This window comes from Cupriavidus sp. CuC1 (assembly GCF_044627735.1).
Lineage (GTDB): Bacteria > Pseudomonadota > Gammaproteobacteria > Burkholderiales > Burkholderiaceae > Cupriavidus > Cupriavidus ulmosensis.
The window spans coordinates 1-25,856 of the sequence record NZ_JBIUHC010000043.1 but is presented as its reverse complement, the minus strand read 5'-3'; the positions used below and the strand labels follow the sequence as shown (position 1 = coordinate 25,856).

The following is a 25,856-nucleotide window of genomic DNA, read 5'->3' as shown; positions in this document are numbered from 1 at the left end:
GACAACGGCAATCGATGACAGAGACAAAAAGGGGAAGCGCGTCCATGAGCGAGCAAAGTCGGCAGGGCAAGGAACACGTGCGGATAGGCGGTGCCTCCGGTTTCTGGGGCGACAGCGCGATCGGCCCGGTCCAGCTGGTGGACAAGGGCGACATCGACTACCTGGTGTTCGACTACCTGGCCGAGCTCACCATGTCGCTGCTGGCGGCGGCGCGCCTGAAGAACCCGGAAGCCGGTTTTGCGCTGGATTTTGTCAGCGGCGCCCTGCGCGCGGTGCTCAAGCCCGCCATGGCCAAGGGCATCCGCATCGTGAGCAATGCCGGCGGCGTGAATCCGCGGGCCTGCGCGGCGGCGGTGCACAAGCTGGCCGAGGAACTGGGCGTGACGGTGCGGGTGGCGGTGGTCGATGGCGACGACCTTCTGCCACAGCTCGACGCGCTGCGCGAGGCCGGCACGCGCGATATGCAAAGCGGCGCCGCGATGCCGGCCCGCATCCTGACGGCCAATGCCTATCTGGGCGCCGTGCCGATCCGGGCTGCGCTGGATGCCGGCGCTGATATCGTGATCACCGGGCGCTGCGTGGACAGCGCTGTGACGCTCGGCGTGCTGATGCACGAGTTCGGCTGGCGCCCCGCCGACTACGACCTGCTGGCCGCGGGCAGCCTGGCGGGACACATCATCGAGTGCGGCTGCCAGGCCACCGGCGGCCTGCACACCGACTGGGAGCAGGTGCCGGACTGGGCCAATATCGGCTATCCGGTGGTGACCTGCCGGGCGGATGGCACATTCCTGGTCGGCAAGCCGCCCGGCACCGGCGGGCTGGTCAGCCCCGCCACGGTCGGCGAGCAGTTGCTGTACGAGATCGGCGATCCCGCCGCCTACCTGCTGCCCGACGTGATCTGCGATTTCACCGGCGTGACGCTGCGCCAGGCCGGACCGGACCTGGTGGAAGTGCAGGGTGCCAGGGGCCGCGCGCCCACGCCCAGCTACAAGGTGTCGGCCACCTATGCCGACGGCTATCGCTGCTCGGCGCAACTGACCATCGTGGGCTTCGATGCCGTGCGCAAGGCGCGCCGCAGCGGCGAGGCTTTCCTGGAGCGCACCCGCGCCATGCTGGCCCGGGCCGGGCTGCCGGATTTCACCGAAACCCGGCTGGACGTGCTCGGCACCGCCGCCGCCTTTGGCCCGCATGTGCCGCAACCGTCCTTGTTCGAGGCGGTGATGTGGCTGGCGGTGACGCATCCGGACAAGCGCGCGCTAGAGCTGTTCGCACGCGAGATCGCGCCGGCAGGCACGTCCTGGTCACCCGGCACCACCGGCGTCGGAGGCCGGCCCTCGGTCAGCATGGCCATCAAGCAGTTTCCCTTCCTGGTGGCGAAAACGCTGGTCCAGCCCGCCGTCTGGCTCGACGAGCAACCGGTGCCGCTGCCGGCGACTTTCGTCTCCGGGACCGATGTGCCGGCTGCTGAGCCAGCCGGCGCATCGACGCCATCGACCGCCACGAAGCCCGGCGCGGACTGGGTCGACGTACCCCTGATCCGGCTGGCATACGGCCGTAGTGGCGACAAGGGCGATTTCTCCAACATCGGCATCATCGCGCGCGACGCCGCCTACCTGCCGCTGATCGAAGCGCAGCTTACCGAGGCCGCGGTGGCCGCGTTCCTCGCGCACAACGTGAAGGGCAGGGTGACGCGCTACGCCCTGCCCGGCATCGGCGCCTTCAACTTCCTGTGCGAGCAGGCGCTGGGCGGCGGCGGCATGGCTTCGCTGCGCAACGATCCGCTGGGCAAGGGGATGGGACAGGTCCTGCTGGCCATGCCGGTGCGGGTGCCGCCGGCGCTGGCGAGGGCACTGGGCGCTTGAGCAAGCGCCTGATGCCCCGGGCGCCATGCGGGCATCGGGATAAACCCCCATCCGGCGGCTGTTCGGCCGCCTTCGCTGGCATGATGACGCAGGCGCGCAATGCCGCAGGGCGGCTGCCCGCGCCTCTTCTTGCCGAACCAGGCGCCAGCCGTTGGCCACATGAGCCATTCGCGGCGCCGCGAACAGTGAGACCCAGATGCTGCCAGTTTTGCCATGCACACCGGATGCCACGGGCCAGCCGTGCGGGCGCCCGAGCGGAAGCTTCATGTGGATCGACCCCGACCGCGTGCTCTACGTGGGCCTGCTGGGCGCGCCCTCGGTGCGCTCCATCGGCGCAATCCTGCTTTATGTGGCGCTGGACGCGCCGTTTCGCCTGAGCGTGGCGGATGGCGAGTGGCAAACCGCCGAAATTGCCTTCGTGCCGCCCTACGTGCCGCACCGCATTGCTTCCGATAGCCGCAGCCTGTGCGGCTTCCTGATCGAGCCCGAAACAGTCAACATGTCCGGCTTGCCCATGCTGCTGCGCGGTCCGGGCGGCGCGCTGGCGGCGCCGCGGGTGGCGCAGCATGCGCGCGACCTGATTGCCCAGTTGCGCGGCATGCGGCGCCCCGAGCTGGACGCCGGGCTGCTCGACACGCTGTTGCTGGGCGAGCCGCTGGTGCCGCGCTCGCTTGATCCGCGCATCGATGCGGCGGTGCGCCAGATCAAGGCCGATCCAGGCGGGCGTAGCGCCGCCAGCGACCATGCGCGCGACGCCAACTTGTCGTTTTCCCGCTTCCTGCACCTGTTCAAGGAGGAGGTTGGCACGCCATTCCGCACCTTCCGCACCTGGAAGCGCGCCCGCAGCCTGCTGCACTACGTCACCCAGGAGGCCAACCTGGCCGAGGTCGCGCTGGATACTGGCTATCCGGATTCCACGCATTTCAGCCACTCCATCCGCCGCGTGTACGGGCTCAAGCCACGTGACATCTTTGCCGGCTCGCGCAAGCTTGCGCTGCATGGCCTGCCGCCAATGACCGCCTATCGCCCCGCGTAGCTGGCCGGGCGGCGACCACTTTGCACAAGACCAACGGCGCGCCGCGCGCCAGAATCGAAGCCATCGACCCTCGCCAAGCCTGCCGCCAACGGCAGCCGGATGCCTCCCATGAAAGAAACCTGCCAGGACCTGCTGGCCGAATACCGCGAGCTGGCCGCGCTTTGCGCCACGCTCACCCCCGCGCAATGGCGCGAGCCCAGCGCCTTCCATGACTGGAGTGCCTGGGACGAGATCGCCCACCTGTGCTACTTCGACCAGACCGCGCTGCAGGCTGCCACCGACCCGGAAGCCTTCCTGCGCGGCGCGCAAGCGCTCAACACGCTGATGGCGGGGGGCGGGCATATCAGCGCGGTGGCGCGTGAAACCTACGGCCACCTTGATGGCCCCGCCTTGCTGGCGTACTGGCAGCCGCTGTACGAGCGGCTGGTGCAAACGCTGGCCGCGCTCGACCCCAAGGCCCGCCTGCCCTGGTACGGGCCGCCCATGAGCGCCCGCAGCTTTGCCACCGCGCGGCTGATGGAGACCTGGGCCCATGGCCAGGACGTGTGGGATACGGTAGGCCGGGCCCGCGCGCCCACCGCCCGCCTCAAGCACATCGCCCATATCGGCGCGACCACCTACGGCTGGACCTTCGTCAACCGCGGCGAGCCGGTGCCGGGGCCGGCGCCCCATGTCGCGCTGAGCGCGCCAGACGGCAGCGAGTGGACCTGGAACGAACCACAGCCGGACAACTACGTGCGCGGCAGCGCGGAAGATTTCTGCCTGTTGGTCACGCAGCGCCGCCACCTGGACGATACCGGCCTGCAATACAGCGCCGGCCCGGCCCAGCAATGGCTGGCGCAAGCCCAGTGCTTCGCCGGGCCGCCCGCCACCGGGCCGGCCGCCGGCACGCGCGTATTGCGTACGGCTTCGCCAGGGTGAGCGGCACCGCAGCTCCCATGCGCATCGCGGCTGGCTTGCCGCTGGTCCCGGGGCTGGCCGCAGGGATCGACGCAGCGTTGCGCAGGCTCAGCGCCGATCCCGGCGAAGCCTGCCTCTCCGAGCACGCCTTCGCCAACCTGTACCTGTTCCGGCAGGCCCATGCCTACCGTTATGTCGGCGGCGACTATCCCCACATCAGTGGCGTGACCTATGACGGCGCGCGCCACGTGCTGCCGCTGTTCGCGCTGGAAACCGCGCCGCTTGAAGTACTGCAGGTGCTGCTGCGCGAGCACGCATGCTTTTTCCCGCTTTCCACGGCACAGGTTGCACGGCTCGACCCCGCCATCTTCGCCTGGACCGAAGCGCGCGCCGACGCCGACTACCTCTATCCCGCGGCGAATTTCACGGCCTATCGCGGCACGACGCTGGCCAAGAAGCGCAACCTGATGAAGCAGCTGCTGGCCACGCACGCAGTCACTGCGCGCCCATACCATCCGGGGCTAGCCGACCAAGCCCTGGCCGTGCACGAAGGCTGGATGCAAGCCAAGCACAAGGCGCATGGCGAGGCAGACGACACGCCCTGCGGCGAGGCCCTCCAATACGCCGAACGGCTCGGCCTGGAAGGCTTCCTGTACCAGGTGGCAGGCCAGCCGGTGGGCTTCGTGCTGGCGCAGGAGATCCGCCCGACGGTTTTCGCCATGCGCTTCGCCAAGGGCCTGGCCGACTACAAGGGCATCTACCAGTACATGTTCCATCACTTCTGCACGGCGTTCCCACGCCCGGTGGCGTGGCTGAATTTCGAGCAGGACATGGGGCTGGACAACTTCCGGCAGACCAAGCTTTCCTATGCGCCCAGTGCATTGCTGCCGAAGTTCAGGGCGCGCTTGCGGGTGGGGTGACGTAGTTCCGGCACCTGCCGCGCAAAGGCTCAAAGCAGCACAGCCAGTTCTCGCAAGACCCTGTCGGCTCCCACCCCTACCATGGCTTCACACCGGCGCACCGCCTTCGAACAGTGAACCCCCATGGCAAATATCGAATCCAGACTCTCCGCCGGCAGTGAAGCATTCCAGGCCAACCGCGCCGGCATGCTGGCCCTGCTGGAGCGCATCCGCGCCTTCGAGCAGCGCGCCGCCAGTACGTCCGCCGCCTCGCGCGAGCGCTTCGAGAAGCGCGGGCAGTTGCTGCCGCGCGACCGGCTGGCTCTGCTGCTGGATCCGGGCGCGCCCTTTATCGAACTCTCGTCGCTGGCGGGGCTGGGACTGGACAACCCCGACCTGGACAAAAGCGTGCCCGGCGGCGGCCTGATCGCGGGCATCGGCTTTGTGTCTGGCCTGCGCTGCATGATCAGCGCCTCGGACTCGGGCATCAACGCTGGCGCCTTGCAGCCCAAGGGGCTGGACAAGCAACTGCGGGTGCAGGAAATCGCGCTCGAGAACAAGCTGCCCTATGTGCAACTGGTGGAGAGCGCTGGCGCCAACCTGATGACCTACAAGGTCGAGGATTTCGTGCGGGGCGGCAACCTGTTCCGCAACCTCGCGCGCCTGTCGGCCGCCGGGCTGCCGGTGGTGACGGTGACGCATGGCTCGTCCACCGCCGGCGGGGCTTACCAGACCGGCTTGTCGGACTACATCATCATGGTGCGCGGCCGCTCGCGCGCCTTCCTGGCCGGCCCGCCGCTGTTGATGGCGGCCACCGGCGAAGTGGCCACCGAGGAGGAACTGGGCGGGGCGGTGATGCATACCTCGGTCTCCGGCCTGGGCGACTACCTGGCCGAGGACGATCGCGACGCGCTGCGCATCGCCCGCGAGATCCTGGGCAAGATCGACTGGCACCGCGACCAGCCCGCCGCCGCGCCGCGCAGCTTCAAGCCGCCGCGCTTTGATGCCGAGGAACTGCTCGGCGTGATGCCGATGGACCATAAGCGGCCGGTCGACATGAAGGAAGTGATCGCGCGCATTGCCGACGACTCGGACTTCCTGGAGTTCGGCGAGAACTACGGCGGCGCCACCGTGTGCGGCCATATCAAGATCGAAGGCTGGCCGCTGGGCATCATCACCAACAACGGCCCGATCGACCCTGCCGGCGCCACCAAGGCCACCCACTTCATCCAGGCCTGCTGCCAGTCGCGCACGCCCATCCTCTACCTGAACAACACCACCGGCTTCATGGTGGGCCGCAGCCATGAGGAGGCCGGCATCATCAAGCACGGCTCCAAGATGATCCAGGCGGTGAGCAACGCCACCGTGCCGCAGATCACGATCTATTGCGGCGCGTCGTTCGGCGCGGGCAACTATGGCATGTGCGGGCGCGGCTTCCATCCGCGCTTCTGCTTCTCCTGGCCCAATGCCAAGACCGCGGTGATGGGCGGCGAGCAGGCGGCGCGCACCATGGCCATCGTGACGGAGGCCGCCATGAAGCGCAAAGGTGGGGAGGCCGATACCGACCAGTTGGAAGCACTGCAAAAAGGCATCGTCGAGCGCTTCGACCGCCAGATGAGCGTGTTTGTCACCAGCGCCCACGTGCTGGACGACGGCGTGATCGACCCGCGCAATACGCGCGCGGTGCTGGCCAATGTGCTGGCGGTCTGCCGCGAGGGCGATGCCAGGACGCCGCAGGCCATGCAATTTGGCGTAGCGCGGCCCTGACGGCCACGGACTCAACCAGAACAGAAGTGCAAAAGAGTGCAAAAGAACGAACGGAGACCAGCGACATGCTACTGACACCCGAACACGAGGCGCTGCGCGCCACCATCAAGCGCTTTATCGCCGAGCAGATCAACCCGCATGTGGACGCCTGGGAAGAGGCCGAGATCTTCCCGGCGCATGAAGTCTTCCGCAAGATGGGCGAGCTGGGCCTGCTGGGCCTGTCCAAGCCGGAAGAGGATGGCGGCATGGGCCTCGATTATTCCTACAGCGCGGTGCTGGCGGAAACGCTGTCCGACATCAACTGCGGCGGCGTGCCGATGGCCATCGGCGTGCAGACCGACATGGCCACGCCGGCCCTGGCCCACCATGGCAGCGCGGAGCTGCGCCGCGAATTCCTGGCGCCCGCGATCCGCGGCGAGTACGTGGCCTGCCTGGGCGTCTCGGAAGTAGGCAGCGGCTCCGATGTGGCCTCGGTCAAGACCACCGCACGGCGCGACGGCGACGACTACATCATCAACGGCGGCAAGATGTGGACCACCAACGGCACCCAGGCGGACTTCTGCTGCGTGCTGGCCAACACCTCGGATGGCGCCCCGCACCGCAACAAGACGCTGATCGTGGTGCCGATGAAAACGCGCGGCGTCTCGGTGGCCAAGAAGATCCGCAAGATCGGCATGGACTCGTCCGACACCGCGCAGCTGTACTTCGATGACGTGCGCGTGCCGCAGCGCTATCGCATTGGCGAGGAGGGCATGGGCTTTACCTACCAGATGGAGCAATTCCAGGTTGAGCGCCTGTGGGGCGCGCTCAGCTCCGCCAGCCGCTGCGCCAAGGCGATCGACCTCACCATCGAATACACCCGCGAGCGCAAGGCGTTTGGCCGCTCCATCCTGGACAACCAGTGGGTGCACTACACGCTGGCCGAGTTGCAGACCGAAGTGGAAGCCCTGCACGCGCTGTGCTGGCGCGCCGTGGAGATGATGGTGCGCGGCGAGGATGCCACCCGCCTGGCCACCATGGCCAAGCTCAAGGCCGGCCGGCTGTCGCGCGAGGTGGCTGACCGCTGCCTGCAGTTCTGGGGCGGCATGGGTTACGTGCTGGAGAGCCCGATCTCGCGCATTTTCCGGGACGGGCGGCTCACCTCCATCGGCGGCGGCGCCGACGAGGTCATGATGCAGATCCTGTGCAAGTTCATGGGGACCTTCCCCCAGGCGAAGTAAGCGTTCAAAGCGCTACGGCAGATTAAAGACCAGACCAGGCCACCATGAAGCAGCCCACGCCATTCCACAAGATCCTGATCGCCAACCGGGGCGAAATCGCCTTGCGCGTCATGCGCAGCGCCACCGCGCTGGGCTACCGCACCGTGGCGGTATATTCCAGCGCCGACGCCGGCGCGCGCCATGTCCGGGAGGCCGACCAGGCGGTCTATATCGGCGAGGCACAGCCGGCGGAGTCCTATCTGCGCATCGACGCCATCATCGCGGCGGCCCGGCGTTGCGGCGCCGATGCGGTACATCCCGGCTACGGCTTCCTGGCGGAGAATGCCGCCTTTGCCCGCGCCTGCCGCGAGGCGGGGCTGGTATTTATCGGCCCGTCGGCCGAGTCCATCCTGGCCATGGGCAACAAGGCCGGCGCCAAGCGCTTGATGATGGATGCGGACGTGCCGTGCATCCCGGGCTACCAGGGCGATGACCAGGAAGAAACGCGCCTGTGCGCCGAGGCTGCGCGCATCGGCTTTCCGGTCATGATCAAGGCCACGGCAGGCGGGGGCGGGCGGGGCATGCGGCTGGTGCCGCACGCGCGGGCCTTTGCCGAGCTGCTGCGCAGCGCGCGCTCGGAGGCGCAAGGCGCCTTCGGCGATCCGGAGGTGATCCTGGAGCGGGCCGTGGTGGAACCGCGCCATATCGAGATCCAGATCCTGGCGGACCGGTATGGCAACGCCATCCATCTGGGCGAGCGCGACTGTTCGGTGCAGCGTCGCCACCAGAAGCTGATCGAGGAGGCACCGTCCCCCGCGGTCAGCCCCGAGCTGCGGGCCCGCATGGGCGCCACCGCCGTGGCGGCCGTCAAGGCCATCGGCTACGAAGGCGCCGGCACGCTGGAATTCCTGCTCGACCGCGACGGCAACTACTACTTCATGGAGATGAACACGCGGCTGCAGGTGGAGCACCCCGTGACCGAGGCCATCACCGGCCTGGACCTGGTGGCGCTGCAACTGCGGATCGCCGCAGGCGAGCCGCTGCCTCTTGCGCAGGAAGACATACGCTTTTCCGGCCACGCCATCGAAGTGCGGCTGTGCGCCGAAGACGCCGATCAAGGCTTTATGCCGCAAAGCGGCGAGATCGCGCTGTGGCAGGCCCCGTCCGCCTTGCGCGTGGAGCATGCGCTGGCCAGCGGCGCCGCGATCCCACCGTACTACGACTCGATGATCGCCAAGCTCATCAGCTACGGCGGGACCCGCGACGAAGCGCGGCGCAAGCTGTCGCGAGGCCTGGAAGACCTGGTGGCGCTCGGCGTGACCACCAACCAGGGGTTCCTGGGCCGCTGCCTCGCCCATCCGGCCTTTGCCGCGGGAGAAGCCACCACTGCCTTTATCGGCCAGCACCAGGACGCGTTATTGCGCCCCGATGCGGCGCTGCGCCAGCGCGCCGCGGCACTGGCGGCGCTGTTGCTGTATGAAACCTCGCCGGAGCGCCAGCCGGGCGCGCCAGCCGCGAGCCTGGCACCCACGCTGCCAATTGGGCTGCGCTACCGCGTCAACGGCGCGGAGCATCAGGCCAGCCTGGCATTTGGCGGAGGCAATCGCTTCGAAGTCGCCATGGGTGAGTCGCGCTTCACCTTCGAGACCATCGCGCTAACCGAGCATTCGGTACGTTTCAACTGCGATGGCCTGGTCGAGAGCGCCACCTTCCACCGCGACGCCAGCACGCTGCTGCTGCACTACCAAGGCACGCCGTTGCGCATCGAGGACCACACGCGGGCCGCAGCCGCCAGGGCTGGCGAGGCAGCCGGCGACGGCAAGCTGCGCGCCTCGATGAATGGCCGGGTGGTCAACGTGATGGTGGCCACCGGCGACCAGGTCGAGGCGGGCCAGCCCATGGTGACGCTGGAAGCCATGAAGATGGAGCACATCCACGTGGCCCCGGCCGCCGGCCGGGTTGGCGCCGTGCACGTGCAGGTCGGCGACCAGGCCGCCGCCATGCGCGTGATCGTGGAGATTGAGTTCGAGGCGCCGCCGGCGGAACCGGTAAAGGCCGCCGCCTGAGCCCATTGAGCCTTTTCCCAACACAGACAAAGCCTATCCGGCGGAGCACCATGAGCGAATCGGAAACCCCAGCCGTCCTCCATGAAAAACGCGGCGCCGCGTTCTGGATCACCATCAACCGGCCGGACAAGCGCAACGCCATCAACAAGGAAGTCGTGGCCGGCATCCGTGCGGGCTACCGCGCGGCGCACGCCGACCCCGCCATCCGCGCCATCGTGCTGACCGGCGCCGGCGACAAGGCATTCTGCGCCGGTGGCGACCTGCAGCCGGGCAAGGGTTTTGCCTTCGACCTCTCGCAGCCTAATGTGGACTATGCCGACATGCTGCGTGAATCCCAGCAAGCCACGCTGCCCAGCATTGCGCGCATCAACGGCACCTGCATGGCCGGCGGCATGGGCCTGCTGTGCATGACCGACATGGCCGTGGCCGCCGACAGTGCCTTGTTCGGCATGCCGGAAGTCAAGGTGGGCGTATTCCCGATGCAGGTGCTGAGCCTGCTGCAGACGCTGGCGCCGCCCCGGCTGGTACGCGAATGGTGCATCAGCGGCGAGCCGTTTTCCGCCGCCGAGGCCAAGGCCGCCGGCCTGGTCAACCACCTGGCCGCAACGGGCGAGCTGGACGCACGCACCGAATGGCTGGTCGCCCGTGTGGCCGACAAGTCGCCCACGGCAATCCGGCGCGGCAAGTACGCCATGCAGGCCATGGCGGCGATGAGCTTTACGGAAGGGATCGCTTATACCGAAAGCCAGATCGCGCTGCTGGCGATGACCGAAGACGCGCGCGAAGGCCTGGCCGCCTTCAACGAGAAGCGCAAGCCGGTCTGGACTGGCAAGTAAACAACCAGCGCGGCGCGCGCTGGCAGAGTCTGCAACGACTGAATAAGGGATCGGCCTATGAACAAAGCATCGTCGGCAACATCGTCCACCCAGCCGGCCGGCGCCGGCGACAATGCGGCCTTCCTCGCGCTAGGCATGGCGCAATGGCTGTGCCGCCGCGCCGCGCGCAGCCCCCAACGCCCCGCGCTGACCTGCGCGGGGCAGACGTGGACCTATGCCGAACTGGTGGCGGACGCCGAAAAGATGGCCGCAGTGCTGGCCGCAGGCGGCGTCGGACGCGGCCAGCGCGTGGGCTACCTTGGCCTGAACGATCCGCTGTTCCTGGTGACGCAGTTTGCCTGCGGCTGGCTGGGCGCCATCTTCGTGCCGCTCAATTTCCGGCTCACCGGGCCGGAACTGGCCTTTATCCTCAACGATGCCGGCGTGCATACGCTGTTCGCCGACGAGGACTATGCCGCGTTGATCGATGAGGTCCGCCCTACGCTGGAATGCCAGCGCTACCTGCGCCGCGCCGACGCGCCGGGCTGGGAGGGCCTGCTGCCCCTGATGGCGCAAGCCGGCGCCGCGCCGCCGGCCGTGCCCACCCATCCGGATGAAGTGGCCGCGGTGATGTACACCTCGGGCACCACCGGCCACCCCAAGGGCGCCATGCTCACGCACGGTAACTTCTGGGCCAACAACCTGAACGTGATGATGCTGAGCGACCTCGCCAGCACCGATGTCGCGCTCAACTTCGCGCCCCTGTTCCACGTCGGCGGCATGTGCTGCGTTTCCCTGCCCATCCTGATGGCAGGCGGCCATCTCGTGCTGCAACGCAGCTTCGATGCGGCCAGGGTGATGCAGGCGGTGGCCGAGCACCGCGTGACGGTCAGCTTCGCGGTGCCCGCCATGCTGCTGTTTGTCAGCCAGCACCCGGATTTCACGCGGGCGGACCTGTCCAGCCTGCGAACCATTTCGGTCGGCGGGGCACCCATGCCCGAGCCGCTGCTGCGCCTGTTCGCCGGGCGCGGCATCCCGGTCAACCAGGGCTACGGCCTGACCGAGACCGCCGCCGCGACCACCTTCCTCGCCCCGGAACGCGCGCAGGACAAGCTCGGCTCCTGCGGCACGCCGGCCATGATGACCGAGGTCTGCATCCGCGATTTCGACGGCAAGCCACTGACCGAGCCCCAGGCGCGCGGCGAGATCTGTGCGCGCGGCGGCAACATCATGAAAGGCTACTGGAACCGGCCGGACGCCACGGCCGGCGCCTTCTACGAAGGCGGCTGGTTCCGCACCGGCGACGTTGGCTATGCCGACGAGGAAGGCTTCTACTACGTCTGCGACCGCCTCAAGGACATGGTCATCACCGGTGGCGAGAACGTCTACCCGGCCGAAGTCGAAAGCGTGCTGTACGAACACCCGGCCATCGCCGAAGTCGCCGTGATCGGCGCGCCCGACGAACGCTGGGGCGAGCACGTGATAGCCGTGGTGGCGCTCAAGCCGGGCTCGGGCCTGACGCTGGAGGAATTGCAGGCCTTTGCGGAGCCAAGGCTGGCGCGCTACAAGCTGCCGCGTGCGTTGCGGGTAGTGAAGGCATTGCCGCGCAATCCGACGGGGAAGGTGTTGAAGGTGCGGTTGAGGGAGATGGAATTGGAGTAAGGGGGTCGTGTGATCCATGGCTGGGGGGGCGTGGTGGTTTCTTGAACGGTTTTGGCGTTTGGACCCGACAGCCGTGCGACATCCCCCTGCTGGGTTGGTCGCTGTTTCTTTGATCGGCGATGGCTCTTGATTGACCGGCCACGAACCTGCCAGCCTCCGGGATTCGTGGTGGGGCCCCCGGTAGCGGACGTCGCTTGCTTCAAGCCGTCTGTCGCTCGCGGAGTGGCTGGCCACGAAGTTGCAGGCGCACCGGTTCCGTCGTGGGCGCGGTGGCACCGGGTTGATAAGCCCGAGACCATGGCCACCGCGCCCGCCCCACCACGAAACCATTGACGGGCGATGTGTCGTGGTGCCTCGCGCCGGTAACGGCAGATGGGCGAATGGGCAAGGATTCCGCTACCGGGGGCCCCACCACGCATCTCGGAAACCAGCAGATTCGTGGCCGGTCAAGCCGATACCGGCAGATGCCAGCAGAACCGCCGGCCGTACGACGAAACCAGCGTCCCTAGCCCCCGCGATGGCTCTGCCCCCGGCAGGGTCGGCTTTCTTCTCGTTAGTCTTCTTTGCCGACGCAAAGAAGAGTGACCGGCGTCCCCCGCAGGGGGATGTCGTACGGCTGTTGGGTGCAAGAGCCATCGCCGATCAAAGAAACAGCGAGCAACCCAGCAAAGCACAAGAGTCAGTTGCCACGCCGAACCGGAAACTTCTGAACTCGCCCGGGAAATTTCATAAAAACGCAGAGGAGCACCCAATGGCAGGACCGACAATTGACTTCTGGCAGTCTCGCTTCGAATCCGGGCAAACGCCGTGGGAACGCGAAGCCGCCAGCCCGCAACTCCAAGCCTGGCTGGCGCAAGGCGCCATCCAGACCGGGGAGCGCGTGGTCGTGCCCGGCTGTGGCGGTGGCTGGGAAGTCGCCGCGCTGGCCGCGCATGGCGCGCGGGTCAGCGGCATCGACTACGCGCCCGGGGCGCTGGCCCGCACGCTTGCCCGGCTGGAGCTGAGCGGACAGCAGGCGGACCTGGAAGAGGCGGACGTGTTGCATTGGCAGCCGGGCACGCCAGTGGACGCCGTCTATGAGCAGACCTGCCTGTGCGCGCTGCATCCCGACCTCTGGACCCGTTATGCCGCCCAGCTGCATGCCTGGCTGCGTCCCGGCGGGCGCCTGTTCGCCTTGTTCATGCAGATGCGCCGCGACAGCGCTGGCCAGGGCATGGTGGAAGGGCCGCCGTATCACTGCGACATCAATGCCATGCGTGCGCTGTTCCCCGCCCGGTTGTGGGATTGGCCCAAGCCGCCGTTCAGCGCTGTGGCGCATCCCAGTGGCGCATTCGAGCTTGCGGTGGTGCTGGCGCGCCGCTGATCCCCTGGCGGCGAACGGCGCCAGCCACGCCAACCATGGGTAATCCCCAGTCCATATACAGCCAGTCCACACAAGAGCCACCCCGGTAGTTTTGTTACGGTGGCACCAGTGGCACCAGAGGCAACAGCGGCACCAATGCCAACACGGCGAAGCGCACGACGGCACCAGCTGCAACCGCTGCCATCGTGCGCGCTTGACCCACCCAATACCGAGATCGACCCCGGCCGCCCGCACGCCGTGCGCGGCAAGGGGACGGGCGGCACAGGAGACAAGATTGGAGATCCTGCAATTGACGATCTCGGGGATCGCGCTGGGCTGCATCTACGCGCTGATTGCCCTGGGCTTCGTCCTAATCTACAAGGCCACCGAGACGGTGAACTTTGCCCAGGGCGAGTTCATGATGCTGGGCGCCTTCGCCGGCGTGGTGATGACCATGCTTGGGTTGCCGCTGGTCCTTGCCGTGCCGTTGACGGTGGCGGGCATGGCCGGCTTCGGCATGCTGGTCGAGCGCCTGGCGATTCGTCCTATCCTGGGCCAGCCGCAGTTCACCGTGGTGATGCTGACCATCGGCATGGGCTACGTGATGCGCGGCCTCATCACCATGGTGCCGGGCATCGGCGCCGGCACGCATACCTTGCCGGTGCCTTACCAGGGCATGGTGTGGCGCACCGGCGGGCTGGTGCTGAGCGTGGAGCAGGTGGCGGTGATCGGCGTCACCGCCGCGCTTTGCGTGGTGCTTTACCTGGTGTTCCGCTACAGCCGCATCGGCGTGGCGATGCAGGCCAGCTCGCAGAACCAGCTTGCTGCCTATTACATGGGCATTCCGGTGCGGCGGCTGAACGGGCTGGTTTGGGGCCTGTCGGCGTCGGTGGCCGCGATAGCGGGCCTGTTGCTGGCGCCCATCACGTTTGTCCATGCCAGCATGGGCATGCTCGGCCTCAAGGCCTTCCCCGCAGCGGTGGTGGGCGGCTTCGGCAGCCTGCCGGGCGCGATCGTGGGCGGGCTGGTGATCGGGGTGGTGGAGTCGCTGGCGGGCTTCTACCTGCCGGAGGGCTTCAAGGACGTCGCGGCCTATGTCGTGGTGCTGATCATGCTGGTGGTCAAGCCGAACGGCCTGTTCGGCGAGAACCTGCGTAAAAAGGTGTAGAGACGCGATGCGATTCCTCTTCAAGACCGACTATCGCCAGGATCTGCGCCTGGCCAGGCACCCCGGCCATGTGTTCTGGTACGGCTTGCTGCTGGTTTGCCTGCTGATCGCGCCGGGCTGGGCCAGCAGCTACTGGATCGCGCAGCTTGGCTTTGTGCTGATCTATGCCATTGCGGGCCTGGGCCTGATGGTGCTGTCCGGCTACACAGGGCTGCTGTCGATCGGCCACGCGGCCTTCCTAGGCGTGGGCGCGTATACGCAGGCGTGGCTGACCGGCCACGGCGTGCCCTTTGTGCCGGCCTTGCTGGCCGCGGCAGCGCTGTCGGCGCTGGCGGGCGTGGTGGTGGGACTGCCGGCGCTGCGCGTCAAGGGTATCTACCTGGCCATTGCCACGCTGGCCTTTGGCCTGATCGTCGAGGAAGTGCTGGCGCGCTGGGAGAGCGTGACCGGCGGCAACGCCGGCCTGCCGGTGGCCGCGCCGCAACTGTGGGGCTATGTCCTGGACGGGCCGGTGGCGTTCTACTACCTGTCGCTCGCGGTTTGCCTGCTGGCCACGCTGGCCGTGCTCAACCTGCTGCGCAGCGCCACGGGGCGGGCCTTCATCGCCATCCGGGACTCGGAGATCTCGGCGCAGAGCATGGGGATCCACCTGGCGCGCTACAAGACCTTGTCGTTTGCGCTGTCCGCCGCGCTGGTTGGCATCGCGGGCGCGCTGTATGCCCACAAGCTGCGCTATCTCTCGCCCGAGCAGTTCGGCATCGCCCAGTCGATCGATTTGTTGCTGCTGGTGGTGGTGGGCGGGCTGGGTTCGGTGCATGGCGCCTTTCTTGGCGCGATCTTCCTGATCGTCATGCCGCAGATGATCGTGCTGGCCAAGGATTTCCTGCCGCCGGCCATTGCGCAGGCGAGCGGCCTGCAGGCGCTGGTGTACGGGCTGGTGCTGATGGCGTTTGTGCTGTTCGAGCCGATGGGGCTGTATGGGCGCTGGTGCAAGATCCGCACGTACCTGGATCTGTTCCCCTTCTACCGGCAGGGCATGTTCCGCCGCCAGAAGGCTTTCCAGCGCTCCGAGCGCCTGAAATAAGGACCGCCACCATGACAGATACTCTACTCAGCGTGCGCGACCTGTCGGTCCGCTTTGGCGGCGTGCTGGCACTGGGCGGCGTGAGCTTCGATGTGCGGCGCGGCGAGGTCTTTACGCTGATCGGGCCCAACGGGGCCGGCAAGACCACGGTGTTCAACCTGATCAGCCGCATCTATCCGCCTACCAGTGGGGAAATCCTGTGGCAGGGCAACGTGCTGACGCAGTTGCCGCCGCACGCGATCGCCGCGCAGGGCATCGCGCGCACCTTCCAGAATATCGAGCTGTTCGAGCACGCCACGGTGCTGCAGAACCTGCTGATCGGCCACCACACGCATCGGGCCGCGGGCTTCTGGGCCGACCTGCTGTTTTCGCCCGCCGCGCGCCGCTCGGAACTGGCGGCGCGCCACAAGGCCGAGGAAATGATCGAACTGCTGGACCTGCAGGCGCACCGCGATGCGCTGGTGGCGGGCCTGCCCTACGGCGTGCGCAAGGTGGTGGAGCTGGCGCGGGCCTTGTGCAGCAGCCCGCGCTTGCTGCTGCTGGATGAACCATCCTCCGGGCTGAACGTGGAAGAGACCGAGGACATGGCCTGGTGGATCCGCGATATCCAGAGCGAGCTGGGCATCACCGTGTTGATGGTGGAGCACGACATGAGCCTGGTGTCGCGCGTGTCGGACCGGGTACTGGCGATGAACCAGGGCCAGGTGCTGGCGCAGGGCACGCCGGCGGAGGTGCAGGCGCATCCCGGCGTGATCGAAGCCTATCTGGGCACGGTGGACGATGTGGCCTCATTGCGGAGGGCGGCATGAACCTGATGGAAGGCGCTGACAAGATGCGCGAAATCCAGGACACGCCCGTGCTGGCGCTGGCCAACGTGGAAAGCGCTTACGGCCCCGTCAAGGCGATCCGGGGCGTGAGCCTTGCCGTGCAGCGCGGCAGCATCGCCACCGTGCTGGGGGCCAACGGCGCCGGCAAGACCACCATCCTCAAGACCATTTCCGGCGTGCTCGACCCGACCCGCGGCAGCATCGCGTTCAAGGGCGAGAGCATCGCCGCGATGGACCCGGCGCAGATCGTGCGGCGGGGCCTGAGCCATGTGCCCGAGGGGCGGGAGGTATTTCCGCTGCTATCGGTGCGCGACAACCTGCTGATGGGGGCCTATACGCGGCGGGACCGCGACGGCGTGGCGCGCGACATGGAGATGGTCTACGGCTACTTCCCGGTGCTGCGCGAGCGCGCCGCGCAGGACGCAGGACTGCTCTCGGGCGGCCAGCAGCAGATGCTGGCGATCTCGCGCGCGCTGATGGCGGCACCCGAGCTGATCCTGCTCGACGAGCCCAGCCTGGGCCTGTCGCCCAAGCTCACCAAGGACATCTTCGAGATCGTGGTGCGCATCAACCGCGAGCGCGGCACCACCATCCTGCTGGTGGAGCAGAACGCCAACATGGCGCTCAACGCGGCGGACTACGGCTACGTGCTGGAGAACGGCCGCATCGTGGCCGAGGACACCTGCGCCGTGCTGCGCGAGAAGGACGATATCAAGGAATTCTATCTCGGCATGAAGGACAGCGGCGTACGCGGCGAGCGCCGCTGGAAAAAGCGCAAGACCTGGCGCTAAGGCATCAGCGCATCGGGGCATCGGGTCCCCAAACGATCACCAGATTGAGAGCAATCCATGGCAATGGCGACAGCACACACCATGCAGCCCCTTTCCGATGCGGCATTCGAGACCTTGCCGCAAATGTTCTGGCACGCCGTGACCCAGCGCGGCGACGCCGTGATGATGCGGCAAAAGGAGCTCGGGGTCTGGCGCAGCTACCGCTGGCGCGAAGTGGGCGAGATCGTGGCAGACGTCGCCGCCGGCCTTGCCGAACTGGGCCTGCAGGCGGGCGAGGTGGTATCGGTGCTGTCCAATACCAACCGGGAATGGGTGTGGAGCGACCTCGGCGCGCTAACGGCCGGCGCCGTGGTCAGCGGTATCTATCCCACCGATTCGCCCTCGCAGGTGGAGTACCTGTGCCACGACTCGGGCAGCGTCATGCTCTTCGTCGAGAACGAGGAGCAACTCGACAAGTACCTGGAGGTGCACGAGCGCCTGCCCCGGCTGCGCAAGGTGGTCGTATACGACATGGAAGGGCTGGCGGGCTTCGATGACCCAGACGTGCTCAGCTTCGACGCGCTGCTGGCGCTCGGCAGGCAAACGCGGGCGCGGCAGCCGGGACTGGTGCAGGCGAGGTTGGCCGCCGGCAGCGCCGATGCGCTGGCCGTGCTGGTTTATACGTCCGGCACCACGGGACGGCCCAAGGGCGCAATGCTGTCGCACCGCAATGTGTTGCGCAGCTGCCTGACGCTGCGCGAGTTCCTGCCCGCCACTACCATCGGCGAGCGCATGGCCTTCCTGCCGCTATGCCACGTCTCGGAGCGGATCTTTGGCGAGTATTACTCGATCCTGTCCGGCGCCGTCGTCAACTTCGTCGAGAACCCCGACACCATCTTCGACAACATCCGCGAGATCCAGCCCGATGCCTTCCTGGCGGTCCCGCGCGTCTGGGAGAAGCTCTATTCCAGCGTGACCATCGCGGTCCGGGAAGCCACCCGCCTGCAGCGCTGGGCCTATGACTGGGCGCTGGCCGCCGGTCGGGACCGCGTGCACGAGGACGGGCAGGCGAGGGCGCTGCCGCTGGGCGCCCGCCTGAAGCTCTGGCTGGCCGATACGCTGGTGCTGGGCAACGTACGCCGCATGATGGGCCTGAACCGCGTGCAGCTGGCGGTGACCGGCGCGGCGCCGATCTCGCCCGACCTGATCCGCTGGTATATGGCGCTGGGCATCGTGCTGCACGAGCTATGGGGCATGACCGAGATCACCGGCGCGGCCACCTGCAACCCGCCGGGCCGGATGCGCCCGGGCAGCATCGGCATTGCCTTGCCGCATACCGAGGTGAGGGTCTCGCATGAAGGCGAGCTGCTGGTGCGGGGCCCGCAGGTCTTCATGGGCTACCTGAACCTGCCGGCCAAGACCGCCGAGACCATGGCCGACGGCTGGCTTCGCACCGGCGACGTGGGCCGGGTGGACGAGCAGGGCTACTTCTATATCACCGACCGCATGAAGGACCTGATCATCACCGCCGGTGGCAAGAACGTCACGCCGTCCGAGTGGGAGAACCAGCTCAAGTTCAGCCCCTATGTGACAGACGCCGTGGTGATCGGCGACCGCCGTCCCTACCTGAGCTGCCTGGTGATGATCGACCAGGACAACGTGGAGCAGTGGGCGCAGGAGCACGACGTGCATTTTTCCGACTACGGGTCGTTGTGCCGCAGCAAGGAGGTGATCGCGCTGGTGGGGCAGGAGATCGACAAGGTCAACAAGCAGTTCGCGCGGGTCGAGCAGATCAAGGCATTCCGGCTGATCGAGACCCGCCTTGGCGCCGAGGACGAGGAGCTGACGCCGACCATGAAGCTCAAGCGCAAGCTGGTCAACGACAAGTACAGCGCGCTGATCGAGTCGATGTACCTGGCCAAGGTGGCCTGAGCGCGATCCGCGATCCGCAATCCGTAATCCGTAATCCATAATCCATAAGCGGCCCCGAAACAGGAGGCGCCATGAGCCACGCAGGAAACACCGCCACCGTCAGCCTGGTCCGGCATGGCCGGATCGGCCTGCTGTGCATCGATCATCCGCCGGTGAACGCGCTGTCGGTGGCCACGGTGGCGGGCCTGGATGCGCAGTTGGCCGCCTTCGAGGCCGATCCCTCGCTCGATGGCTTGCTGATCTGGTGCGCGGGCCGGACCTTTGTGGCGGGCGGCGACATCGCCCAGTTCGGCGCGCCGGATTTCACGGCCGCGCCTTACAACCGCATCCTGGCCCGGATCGAAGCCAGCGAGCGGCTGGTGGTGGCCGTGCTGCACGGCACCGCGCTCGGCGGCGGGCTGGAACTGGCGCTGGCGTGCCATTACCGGGTGGCCCTGCCTGGCACGCGGGTCGGGCTGCCCGAGATCAAGCTGGGGCTGCTGCCCGGCTCGCTGGGCTCCCAGCGGCTGCCGCGCGCCTGCGGGGCGGCCCTGGCGCTGGACCTGATGCTGAGCGGTCGCATGCTTGACGCCGAGGCGGCGCTGGCCGCCGGCATCGTCGATGCGCTGACACCGGGCGAGCCGCTGGCCGTGGGCCTTAATTTCCTGGAAGACCTGCTGGAAAGGCCGGCGCCGCCGCGCCGGCTGTCCGCGCTGTCCGTGCCGGTTGCCGGCCTCCCGGCGGACTTTTTCGCGCAGGCCCTGCGGCACGCCACGCAGGAGCGCGCGCGCTATCCGGCCGCAGCGGCCATCGTGCAAGCGGTGCAGGCGGCGGCAACCTTGCCGTTCGCCGAGGGCGAGGCGGTGGAGGCCGGCTTGCTTGCCGCCTGCGTGGCGTCACCGGAATCGCGAGCGCTGCGCCACCTGTTCTTTGCCGAACGGCAGGCGGCCCGCGTGCCCGGCGTGCCTTCGGGAATCGCGCCGCGTGCGCTGCATACCGCCGGCGTGGTGGGCGCCGGCACCATGGGCAGGCGCATCGCCATGAGCCTGGCGGACGCCGGCTTGCCGGTGACGCTGGTTGAAGCCAGCGACGCCGCGCTGGCCAAGGGCCTGGCGTCCGTGCGCGCCCAGTACGAGGCCAGCGCCGCGGCCGGGCGGCTGCGGCCCGATCAGGTGGCCAGGCGCATGGGCCTGATTGCCGGCACGCTGGACTATGGCGCGCTGGCTGGCTGCGAGCTGGTGATCGAGGCGGTGGTGGAGGACATGGCGCTCAAGCAGCAGGTGTGCGCCCGCCTCGGCCACATCTGCAAGCCCGGCGCGATCATTGCCACCAATACCTCCACGCTGGACGTGGAGGTATTGGCCGAGGCCAGCGGCCGGCCGGACGATTTCGCCGGCCTGCATTTCCGTAATCCGGCCAATGGCGGGCGGCTGATCGAGGTGGTGCGCGGCAGCGCCACCGCGCCGGATGTGCTGGTGACAGCCATGCACCTGGCCCGGCGGCTCGGCAAAGTGGCGGTGGTGACGGGCGTGTGCTTCGGCTTTATCGGCAATCGCATGGCCGAAGCCTACCTGCGCGAGAGCGAGTTCCTGTTGATGGAAGGCGTGAGCCCGGCGCGGCTGGATGCGGTGATGCAGGCTTACGGCATGGCGATGGGCCCGTGCCGCATGCTGGACCTGGCCGGGATCGACACGGGTGCCAAGATCGTGCTGGAGTATGGCAAGGCCGGCGGCCTGCCGCCTGACCCTGCTTATCGCGCGGTGGTGCGCACCTTGTTCATGCTCGGGCGGCTCGGCTGCAAGAGCGGCGCTGGCTACTACCGCTACCCGGACGGCGAGCCGGTGGCGGACCCGGAGGCCGAGCGCATCTGCGCCGCGCTGGGCCGTGCGCACGGCATCGTCCGCCGCACGGACATTGCCGACGCCGAGATTGTCGAGCGCCTGATGTTTCCGCTGATCAACGAGGCCGCCAAGCTGCTGGAGGAGGGCGTGGCCTGCCGGCCCGGCGACATCGACATGGTGTGGACCGCCGGCTATGGCTTTCCCGATTATCTCGGTGGCCCGGTGTGGCAGGCGGACAGCATTGGCCTGCCTCGCATCAAAGCCGGGCTGGAGCGCTACGGCCGCCTGCGCGGCAATGCTTACGACTACTGGGACATCTCCTCCTTGCTGGCGGCGCTGGCGCGGGGCGGGCAGCGCTTGTCCGACTGGTCGGCACCGACACCCGTGGCCGATGCCGTGGGCCTGGGCGGCCAGGCACAGAGCAATGCGCCCATCTCATTACCGCCGGACCCGCGGTCCGTGCCAAGCAGGATCCAGTCGGGACCCAAGCCGCCACAGAGCGTGCATTGAAGCCAAGGCAATCCACCAATAGAGCAATAAAGCAACAAACCGATAAGACAAGGAGACAACCATGATCTTGAAGACCACCATCGCCGCCATTGCGCTCGCGCTCAGCGCCGGCGCGATCGCGCAGGCGCGCGGCGTCACCGACAAGGAAATCGTGCTCGGCCTGATCACCGATATGTCCGGGCCGATCGTCAACTATGGCAAGGAGTCGCGCAATGGCATGACCATGGCCGTGGAAGAAATCAACGCCCGCGGCGGCGTGCAGGGCCGCAAGCTGCGGGTGGTGGTGGAAGACAACGGCTACGAGCCCAAGCGGGCCGTGCTGGCCGCGCAGAAGCTGGTCACGCAGGATGGCGTGTTCGCCATCATCGGCCACCTGGGCACCGCGCCCAATATGGCCACGCTGCCGTTCCTGCTGCAGAGCAAGGTGTTCAATTTCATGCCGCAAAGCGCGGCGCGCGATATGTACGAGCCGGCCAGCCCGTACAAGATCGCGCTGGGGCCGTCCAACTTCCTGATGTCCACCACCATCATGGACTACTTCCTCAAGCAGAAGCCCTACCAGCGGGTTGGCATGCTGTACCAGGACGACGACTACGGGCGGGAGTCGCTGGAAGGCGCTCAGGCCTATCTCAAGACCAGGAACATGACCCTGGTGGAAAAGGTCTCGTACAAGCGCGGGGCCACCGATTTCTCCTCGCAGATGGCGCGACTCAAGGCGGCCAACTGTGACCTGGTGTTCAATGCTTCCACCATGCGCGAGTACATCGCGTCGGTGCAGGAAGCGCGCAAGATCGGCTTCAACCCGGTCTTCGCGGGGACCTCGGCCAACTACGCGCACCAGGTGCCGCTGCTCGGCGGCAAGGCGCTGGACGGTGTCCACGCCGCGGCCTTCACCATGCTGCCCTATGCCGATGATCCAAACCCGGCTGTGCGGCAGTGGAGCGCCGCGTACAAGAAGCGCTTCAATGAAGACCCGGGCGTGTATTCGATGTTCAGCTACTACGCCTATGTCACCTTCGCGGCTCTTGCCGACAAGGCCGGACGCAACCTGACCGCCGAGACGTTCAACGCCGCCATGGAATCGACCAAGCTGCCGCCCGACGAGCTGGGCAACCCGGGCTTCAATGTCTCCGCCAGCAACCGCCTGAGCAACGACCGCATCCGCATCATGAAGGTAGCGGGCGACAAGTGGATTCCGGCCAGCGAGCTGCTGCCGCCGCCCAAGATGAACTGAGCGGGAGCAACGGCAATCCACATTCGGAGACACTTTGGAGACACAGATGAGCACAGCAACGGAACAGGCGCGCGAGCGCATCGGGCGCATCGCCCTTGGCGACGTGATCCACCGCTCGGCCCGGCGCTTCGGCGCCCGCACGGCCTTGATCGAGGGCGAGCACAGCCTGACCTATGCGGCGCTGGACGCCGCCACCAACCAGTTTGCCCACTACCTGCTGACCCAAGGCATGCGCAGCGCCGAGCGCGTCGGCATGCTGTGCAACAACTCGATCGACATGATCGTGGCAGTGCTGGGCATCCAGAAGGCCGGCATGGTGTGGGTGCCGATCAATACGGCGCTGGCGCCGGACGCGATCCGGTACATCCTGGAACACGCGGAGGTGACGCGCCTGGTGGCGGACGCATCCGTGCTGGCGCGGCCGGGCATTGGCGAACTGGTCGCAGCGTCGCGCATTCCCGTCGTGCTGCTGGAGCCGGCGGGCGAGGTAGCGGGTGAGACGGCCGGGCTGGCCGTGACCAGGTATGCCAACGCGCTGGCCGGCCAGCCGGCCACGCTGCCGGATGTGGACATCGCCAGCGGCCAGCTGGCGCAGATCATGTACACCAGCGGCACCACCGGCCCGCAAAAGGGCGTGATGCACTCGCACGCCTCGGTGCACTCGGTGCTGTCGGCCAACCTCGTCGATACCGGCTGCGGGATGGCGCGGGAAGTCTTTACCTGCCTGCTGCCGATGTTCCACTGCGCGCAGCACGGCAATACCATGAGCGCGCTGCTGGGCGGACACTCCGTGGTGGTGGGGCGCGGCTTCGATCCGGCCCGGGTGCTGGCGGACCTGGCGCGGCACCGCGTCACCGTGGTGGTGGCGCTGCCGATGATGTACCGGGCCATGCTGGAGCACCCGCAGTTCGCCGCGACCGACCTCTCCAGCGTGCGGCTGTGCATCTACGGCATGGCGCCGTTGCCCAAGAACCTGCTGCTGCGCCTGCTCGACGCGTTCTGCCCCAACTTCATCCTGTGCTCCGGCCAGACCGAGATGTACCCGGCGGCCACCATCTTCGAGGCCGAGGAGCAGCGCAAGCGCTTTGGCGCCTACTGGGGCGTGGGCACGGTGGTCAACGAGGTGGCGGTGATGGGCGACGACGGCCGGCTGCTCGGCCCGGGCGAGCCCGGCGAGATCGTGTTTCGCGGACCTAACGTGATGCTGGGCTATTACAAGGATCCCGAGGCTACCGCCCGCGTGCAGCGCTTTGGCTGGCATCACTCCGGCGATCTCGGCGTGCTGGACGAGGATGGCCAGCTGCTGTTCCTTGACCGCATCAAGGACATGATCAAGAGCGGAGGCGAAAACGTGCCCTCGATCAAGGTCGAGGAGGTGCTGCTGCGCCACGCCGCCGTGGCCAATGCGGCGGTGGTCGGGCTGCCGCATGCGCGCTGGGGCGAGGCGGTCACGGCCTTCGTGACCCTGAAGCCCGGCACACGGGTGGAGGAGGATGAACTGGGCGCGCACTGCAAGGCCCACCCGGGCGGCTTCGAGGTGCCTAAGGCGGTGGTGGTGCTGGCGGCATTGCCGGCCACCTCCACCGGGAAGATCCAGAAGTTCGCGTTGCGCCAGCGCTATCGCGAGCACTACGGCGAGCACCACGGCGAGGGCTGAGCACCGGACCACCCGTGGCCGGCATAGCCACCTGACGCAAGACGTAGCCGGTAGCTCCGGCTATGCTGTTTTTTGCGTCGTTTTTTTGCATCGCATCATGGCTGGCGCACCGAGACCACATAACTAGCAGGCCTGGCGACGCACCCACCGGTGCGCAGACTGCGCCAGCAGGAGACAAGGACATGCAGATGCAAGCACAAGGCATTGCGTGCCCGCCAGCGACGACCGTGGCGCCTTGCGCCCGGGACGGAGCCGGCCGGGTGATGTGGCTCACGCCTGACCGGCTGTTCTACGCCGGCCTGCTTGGCGCCCCTTCGGTCCGCACCATGGGCGGGCTGTTGATCTATGTGTCTTTGCGTGCACCCATTCGCATCCGATTTGACGACGGGCCCTGGGAATCCACGGAACTGGCGGTGGTGCCGGCGTACACGCCGCACTCGGTGGCTTGCGACGACCGCATGATCTGCGACCTGGCCCTGGAGGCGGAGAGCATCGACCTTGCGCGCCTGCCAGCGGTGATACGCGAGCGGGCAGGGCCGGTGGACGATCCGGCCTTTGTGCGCCACGTGCGCCAGGCGCATGCCTACCTGAGCGAGCGTGGGCGCGAGCTGGAACTGCAGGCGGACAGCTTCGACCAGATCTTCTTTGGCGAGAGACTGGCGCCGCGCCGGCTGGATCCGCGCATCGAGGCCGTGGTGCAGCGCATCCGCAACGCGCCGTCGGCCACGGCCACAGCCGAGTCATGCGCCGCGTCGGCCCATCTGTCCTTCTCGCGCTTCCTGCACCTGTTCAAGGAAGACGTCGGCACGCCGTTTCGCAGCTTTCGTACCTGGAAGCGTGCCCGCAGCCTGCTGCACTACGTCACCCAGGACTCCAACCTGGCCCATGTGGCGCTGGATACCGGCTACCCCGACTCCACCCACTTCAGCCATTCCATCCGGCAGGTATTCGGGCTCAAACCCAGCGACATCTTTGCCGGCTCACGCAAGCTCGCGCTGATTGGCGAGCGTGCGGAGGTGGGCAGCGGCACGCCTGGCTAGACAGTGTCCCGTTCCGCTGATTCGTTCGCAAAGTCTGTTGAGATTGGAGGAGGAATTGTAGGTTGGGGGAAGTGTGCGATGTGTATGGCTTGTAGCCCGCTGACGCGGGTTTTGGCGCTTGCTGGGCGGGGTTTTCATGCTTCTAGCTGCTGATGCTGAATAGCGTGAGTGGGCGGTGTTTTAGCGCTTCTAGTGTAGTGTTCTGTTCTTGATGGAACTTATATGAATTCGGCGTCTCCAAAGCGCTACTGCGACACAGCGTGGAG

General features: G+C 67.4%; 19 protein-coding genes. All 19 read left to right on the top strand.

All coding sequences use genetic code 11. The features are described from left to right. The first annotated feature begins 44 nt into the window (after nucleotides 1–44). The 19 genes from ACGLHR_RS19590 to ACGLHR_RS19500 all read left to right on the top strand — a co-directional run bounded on the left by ACGLHR_RS19590 (nucleotide 45) and on the right by ACGLHR_RS19500 (nucleotide 25,590). Complete coding sequence (locus ACGLHR_RS19590) at nucleotides 45–1,862, top strand: acyclic terpene utilization AtuA family protein (RefSeq protein ID WP_400095946.1); 1,818 nt, start codon at nucleotides 45–47, stop codon at nucleotides 1,860–1,862. Between the two features lie 265 nt (nucleotides 1,863–2,127). Beyond that, the gene (locus ACGLHR_RS19585) at nucleotides 2,128–2,898 is read left to right on the top strand and encodes a helix-turn-helix domain-containing protein (RefSeq protein ID WP_400095945.1); all 771 of its coding nucleotides are present in this window, start codon (nucleotides 2,128–2,130) and stop codon (nucleotides 2,896–2,898) included. Nucleotides 2,899–3,006: 108 nt separating this feature from the next. Beyond that, nucleotides 3,007–3,819, top strand: a complete 813-nt coding sequence (locus tag ACGLHR_RS19580; RefSeq protein WP_400095944.1) for a TIGR03084 family metal-binding protein — start codon at nucleotides 3,007–3,009, stop codon at nucleotides 3,817–3,819. Nucleotides 3,820–3,836: 17 nt separating this feature from the next. Then, nucleotides 3,837–4,718, top strand: coding sequence for a phosphatidylglycerol lysyltransferase domain-containing protein (locus tag ACGLHR_RS19575; RefSeq protein ID WP_400095943.1), 882 nt, complete (start codon nucleotides 3,837–3,839; stop codon nucleotides 4,716–4,718). Nucleotides 4,719–4,841: 123 nt separating this feature from the next. Next, nucleotides 4,842–6,464: an acyl-CoA carboxylase subunit beta gene (locus ACGLHR_RS19570; RefSeq protein ID WP_400095942.1), complete on the top strand. Its 1,623-nt coding sequence runs from the start codon at nucleotides 4,842–4,844 to the stop codon at nucleotides 6,462–6,464. A 65-nt stretch (nucleotides 6,465–6,529) separates the two neighbouring features. Continuing rightward, entirely contained in the window at nucleotides 6,530–7,684 is a 1,155-nt protein-coding gene (locus ACGLHR_RS19565; protein WP_400095941.1) for an acyl-CoA dehydrogenase family protein, read from the top strand. 44 nt (nucleotides 7,685–7,728) lie between these two features. Further along, complete coding sequence (locus ACGLHR_RS19560; RefSeq protein ID WP_400095940.1) at nucleotides 7,729–9,729, top strand: acetyl-CoA carboxylase biotin carboxylase subunit; 2,001 nt, start codon at nucleotides 7,729–7,731, stop codon at nucleotides 9,727–9,729. A gap of 50 nt (nucleotides 9,730–9,779) precedes the next feature. Beyond that, nucleotides 9,780–10,565: an enoyl-CoA hydratase/isomerase family protein gene (locus tag ACGLHR_RS19555; RefSeq protein WP_400095939.1), complete on the top strand. Its 786-nt coding sequence runs from the start codon at nucleotides 9,780–9,782 to the stop codon at nucleotides 10,563–10,565. A 57-nt stretch (nucleotides 10,566–10,622) separates the two neighbouring features. Beyond that, the gene (locus ACGLHR_RS19550) at nucleotides 10,623–12,206 is read left to right on the top strand and encodes a long-chain fatty acid--CoA ligase (RefSeq protein WP_400095938.1); all 1,584 of its coding nucleotides are present in this window, start codon (nucleotides 10,623–10,625) and stop codon (nucleotides 12,204–12,206) included. 751 nt (nucleotides 12,207–12,957) lie between these two features. After that, a complete protein-coding gene (locus ACGLHR_RS19545; RefSeq protein ID WP_400095937.1) occupies nucleotides 12,958–13,569 on the top strand; it encodes a methyltransferase domain-containing protein in 612 nt (203 codons plus the stop codon). 274 nt (nucleotides 13,570–13,843) lie between these two features. After that, the gene (locus tag ACGLHR_RS19540; protein ID WP_400095936.1) at nucleotides 13,844–14,716 is read left to right on the top strand and encodes a branched-chain amino acid ABC transporter permease; all 873 of its coding nucleotides are present in this window, start codon (nucleotides 13,844–13,846) and stop codon (nucleotides 14,714–14,716) included. Nucleotides 14,717–14,723: 7 nt separating this feature from the next. Next, nucleotides 14,724–15,800: a branched-chain amino acid ABC transporter permease gene (locus ACGLHR_RS19535; protein ID WP_400095935.1), complete on the top strand. Its 1,077-nt coding sequence runs from the start codon at nucleotides 14,724–14,726 to the stop codon at nucleotides 15,798–15,800. Between the two features lie 11 nt (nucleotides 15,801–15,811). Then, on the top strand, nucleotides 15,812–16,609 hold the full coding sequence (locus ACGLHR_RS19530) for an ABC transporter ATP-binding protein (protein WP_318233471.1): 798 nt from the start codon (nucleotides 15,812–15,814) through the stop codon (nucleotides 16,607–16,609). Further along, nucleotides 16,606–17,418 (top strand): ABC transporter ATP-binding protein, encoded by an 813-nt coding sequence (locus ACGLHR_RS19525; protein WP_400095934.1) that lies wholly within the window; start codon nucleotides 16,606–16,608, stop codon nucleotides 17,416–17,418. The genes ACGLHR_RS19530 and ACGLHR_RS19525 overlap by 4 nt, the downstream gene beginning before the upstream one ends. An 81-nt stretch (nucleotides 17,419–17,499) precedes the next feature. Beyond that, nucleotides 17,500–19,329 carry an AMP-dependent synthetase/ligase gene (locus tag ACGLHR_RS19520; protein ID WP_400095933.1) on the top strand — a complete coding sequence of 610 codons (1,830 nt, stop codon included), beginning with the start codon at nucleotides 17,500–17,502 and terminating at the stop codon, nucleotides 19,327–19,329. A 71-nt stretch (nucleotides 19,330–19,400) separates the two neighbouring features. Beyond that, nucleotides 19,401–21,659: a 3-hydroxyacyl-CoA dehydrogenase NAD-binding domain-containing protein gene (locus ACGLHR_RS19515; RefSeq protein WP_400095932.1), complete on the top strand. Its 2,259-nt coding sequence runs from the start codon at nucleotides 19,401–19,403 to the stop codon at nucleotides 21,657–21,659. A gap of 61 nt (nucleotides 21,660–21,720) precedes the next feature. After that, on the top strand, nucleotides 21,721–22,893 hold the full coding sequence (locus ACGLHR_RS19510) for an ABC transporter substrate-binding protein (protein ID WP_400095931.1): 1,173 nt from the start codon (nucleotides 21,721–21,723) through the stop codon (nucleotides 22,891–22,893). Between the two features lie 46 nt (nucleotides 22,894–22,939). Next, nucleotides 22,940–24,550, top strand: coding sequence for a class I adenylate-forming enzyme family protein (locus tag ACGLHR_RS19505; protein ID WP_400095930.1), 1,611 nt, complete (start codon nucleotides 22,940–22,942; stop codon nucleotides 24,548–24,550). Between the two features lie 182 nt (nucleotides 24,551–24,732). After that, complete coding sequence (locus ACGLHR_RS19500; RefSeq protein WP_400095929.1) at nucleotides 24,733–25,590, top strand: helix-turn-helix domain-containing protein; 858 nt, start codon at nucleotides 24,733–24,735, stop codon at nucleotides 25,588–25,590. The last annotated feature ends 266 nt before the right edge of the window (nucleotides 25,591–25,856 follow it).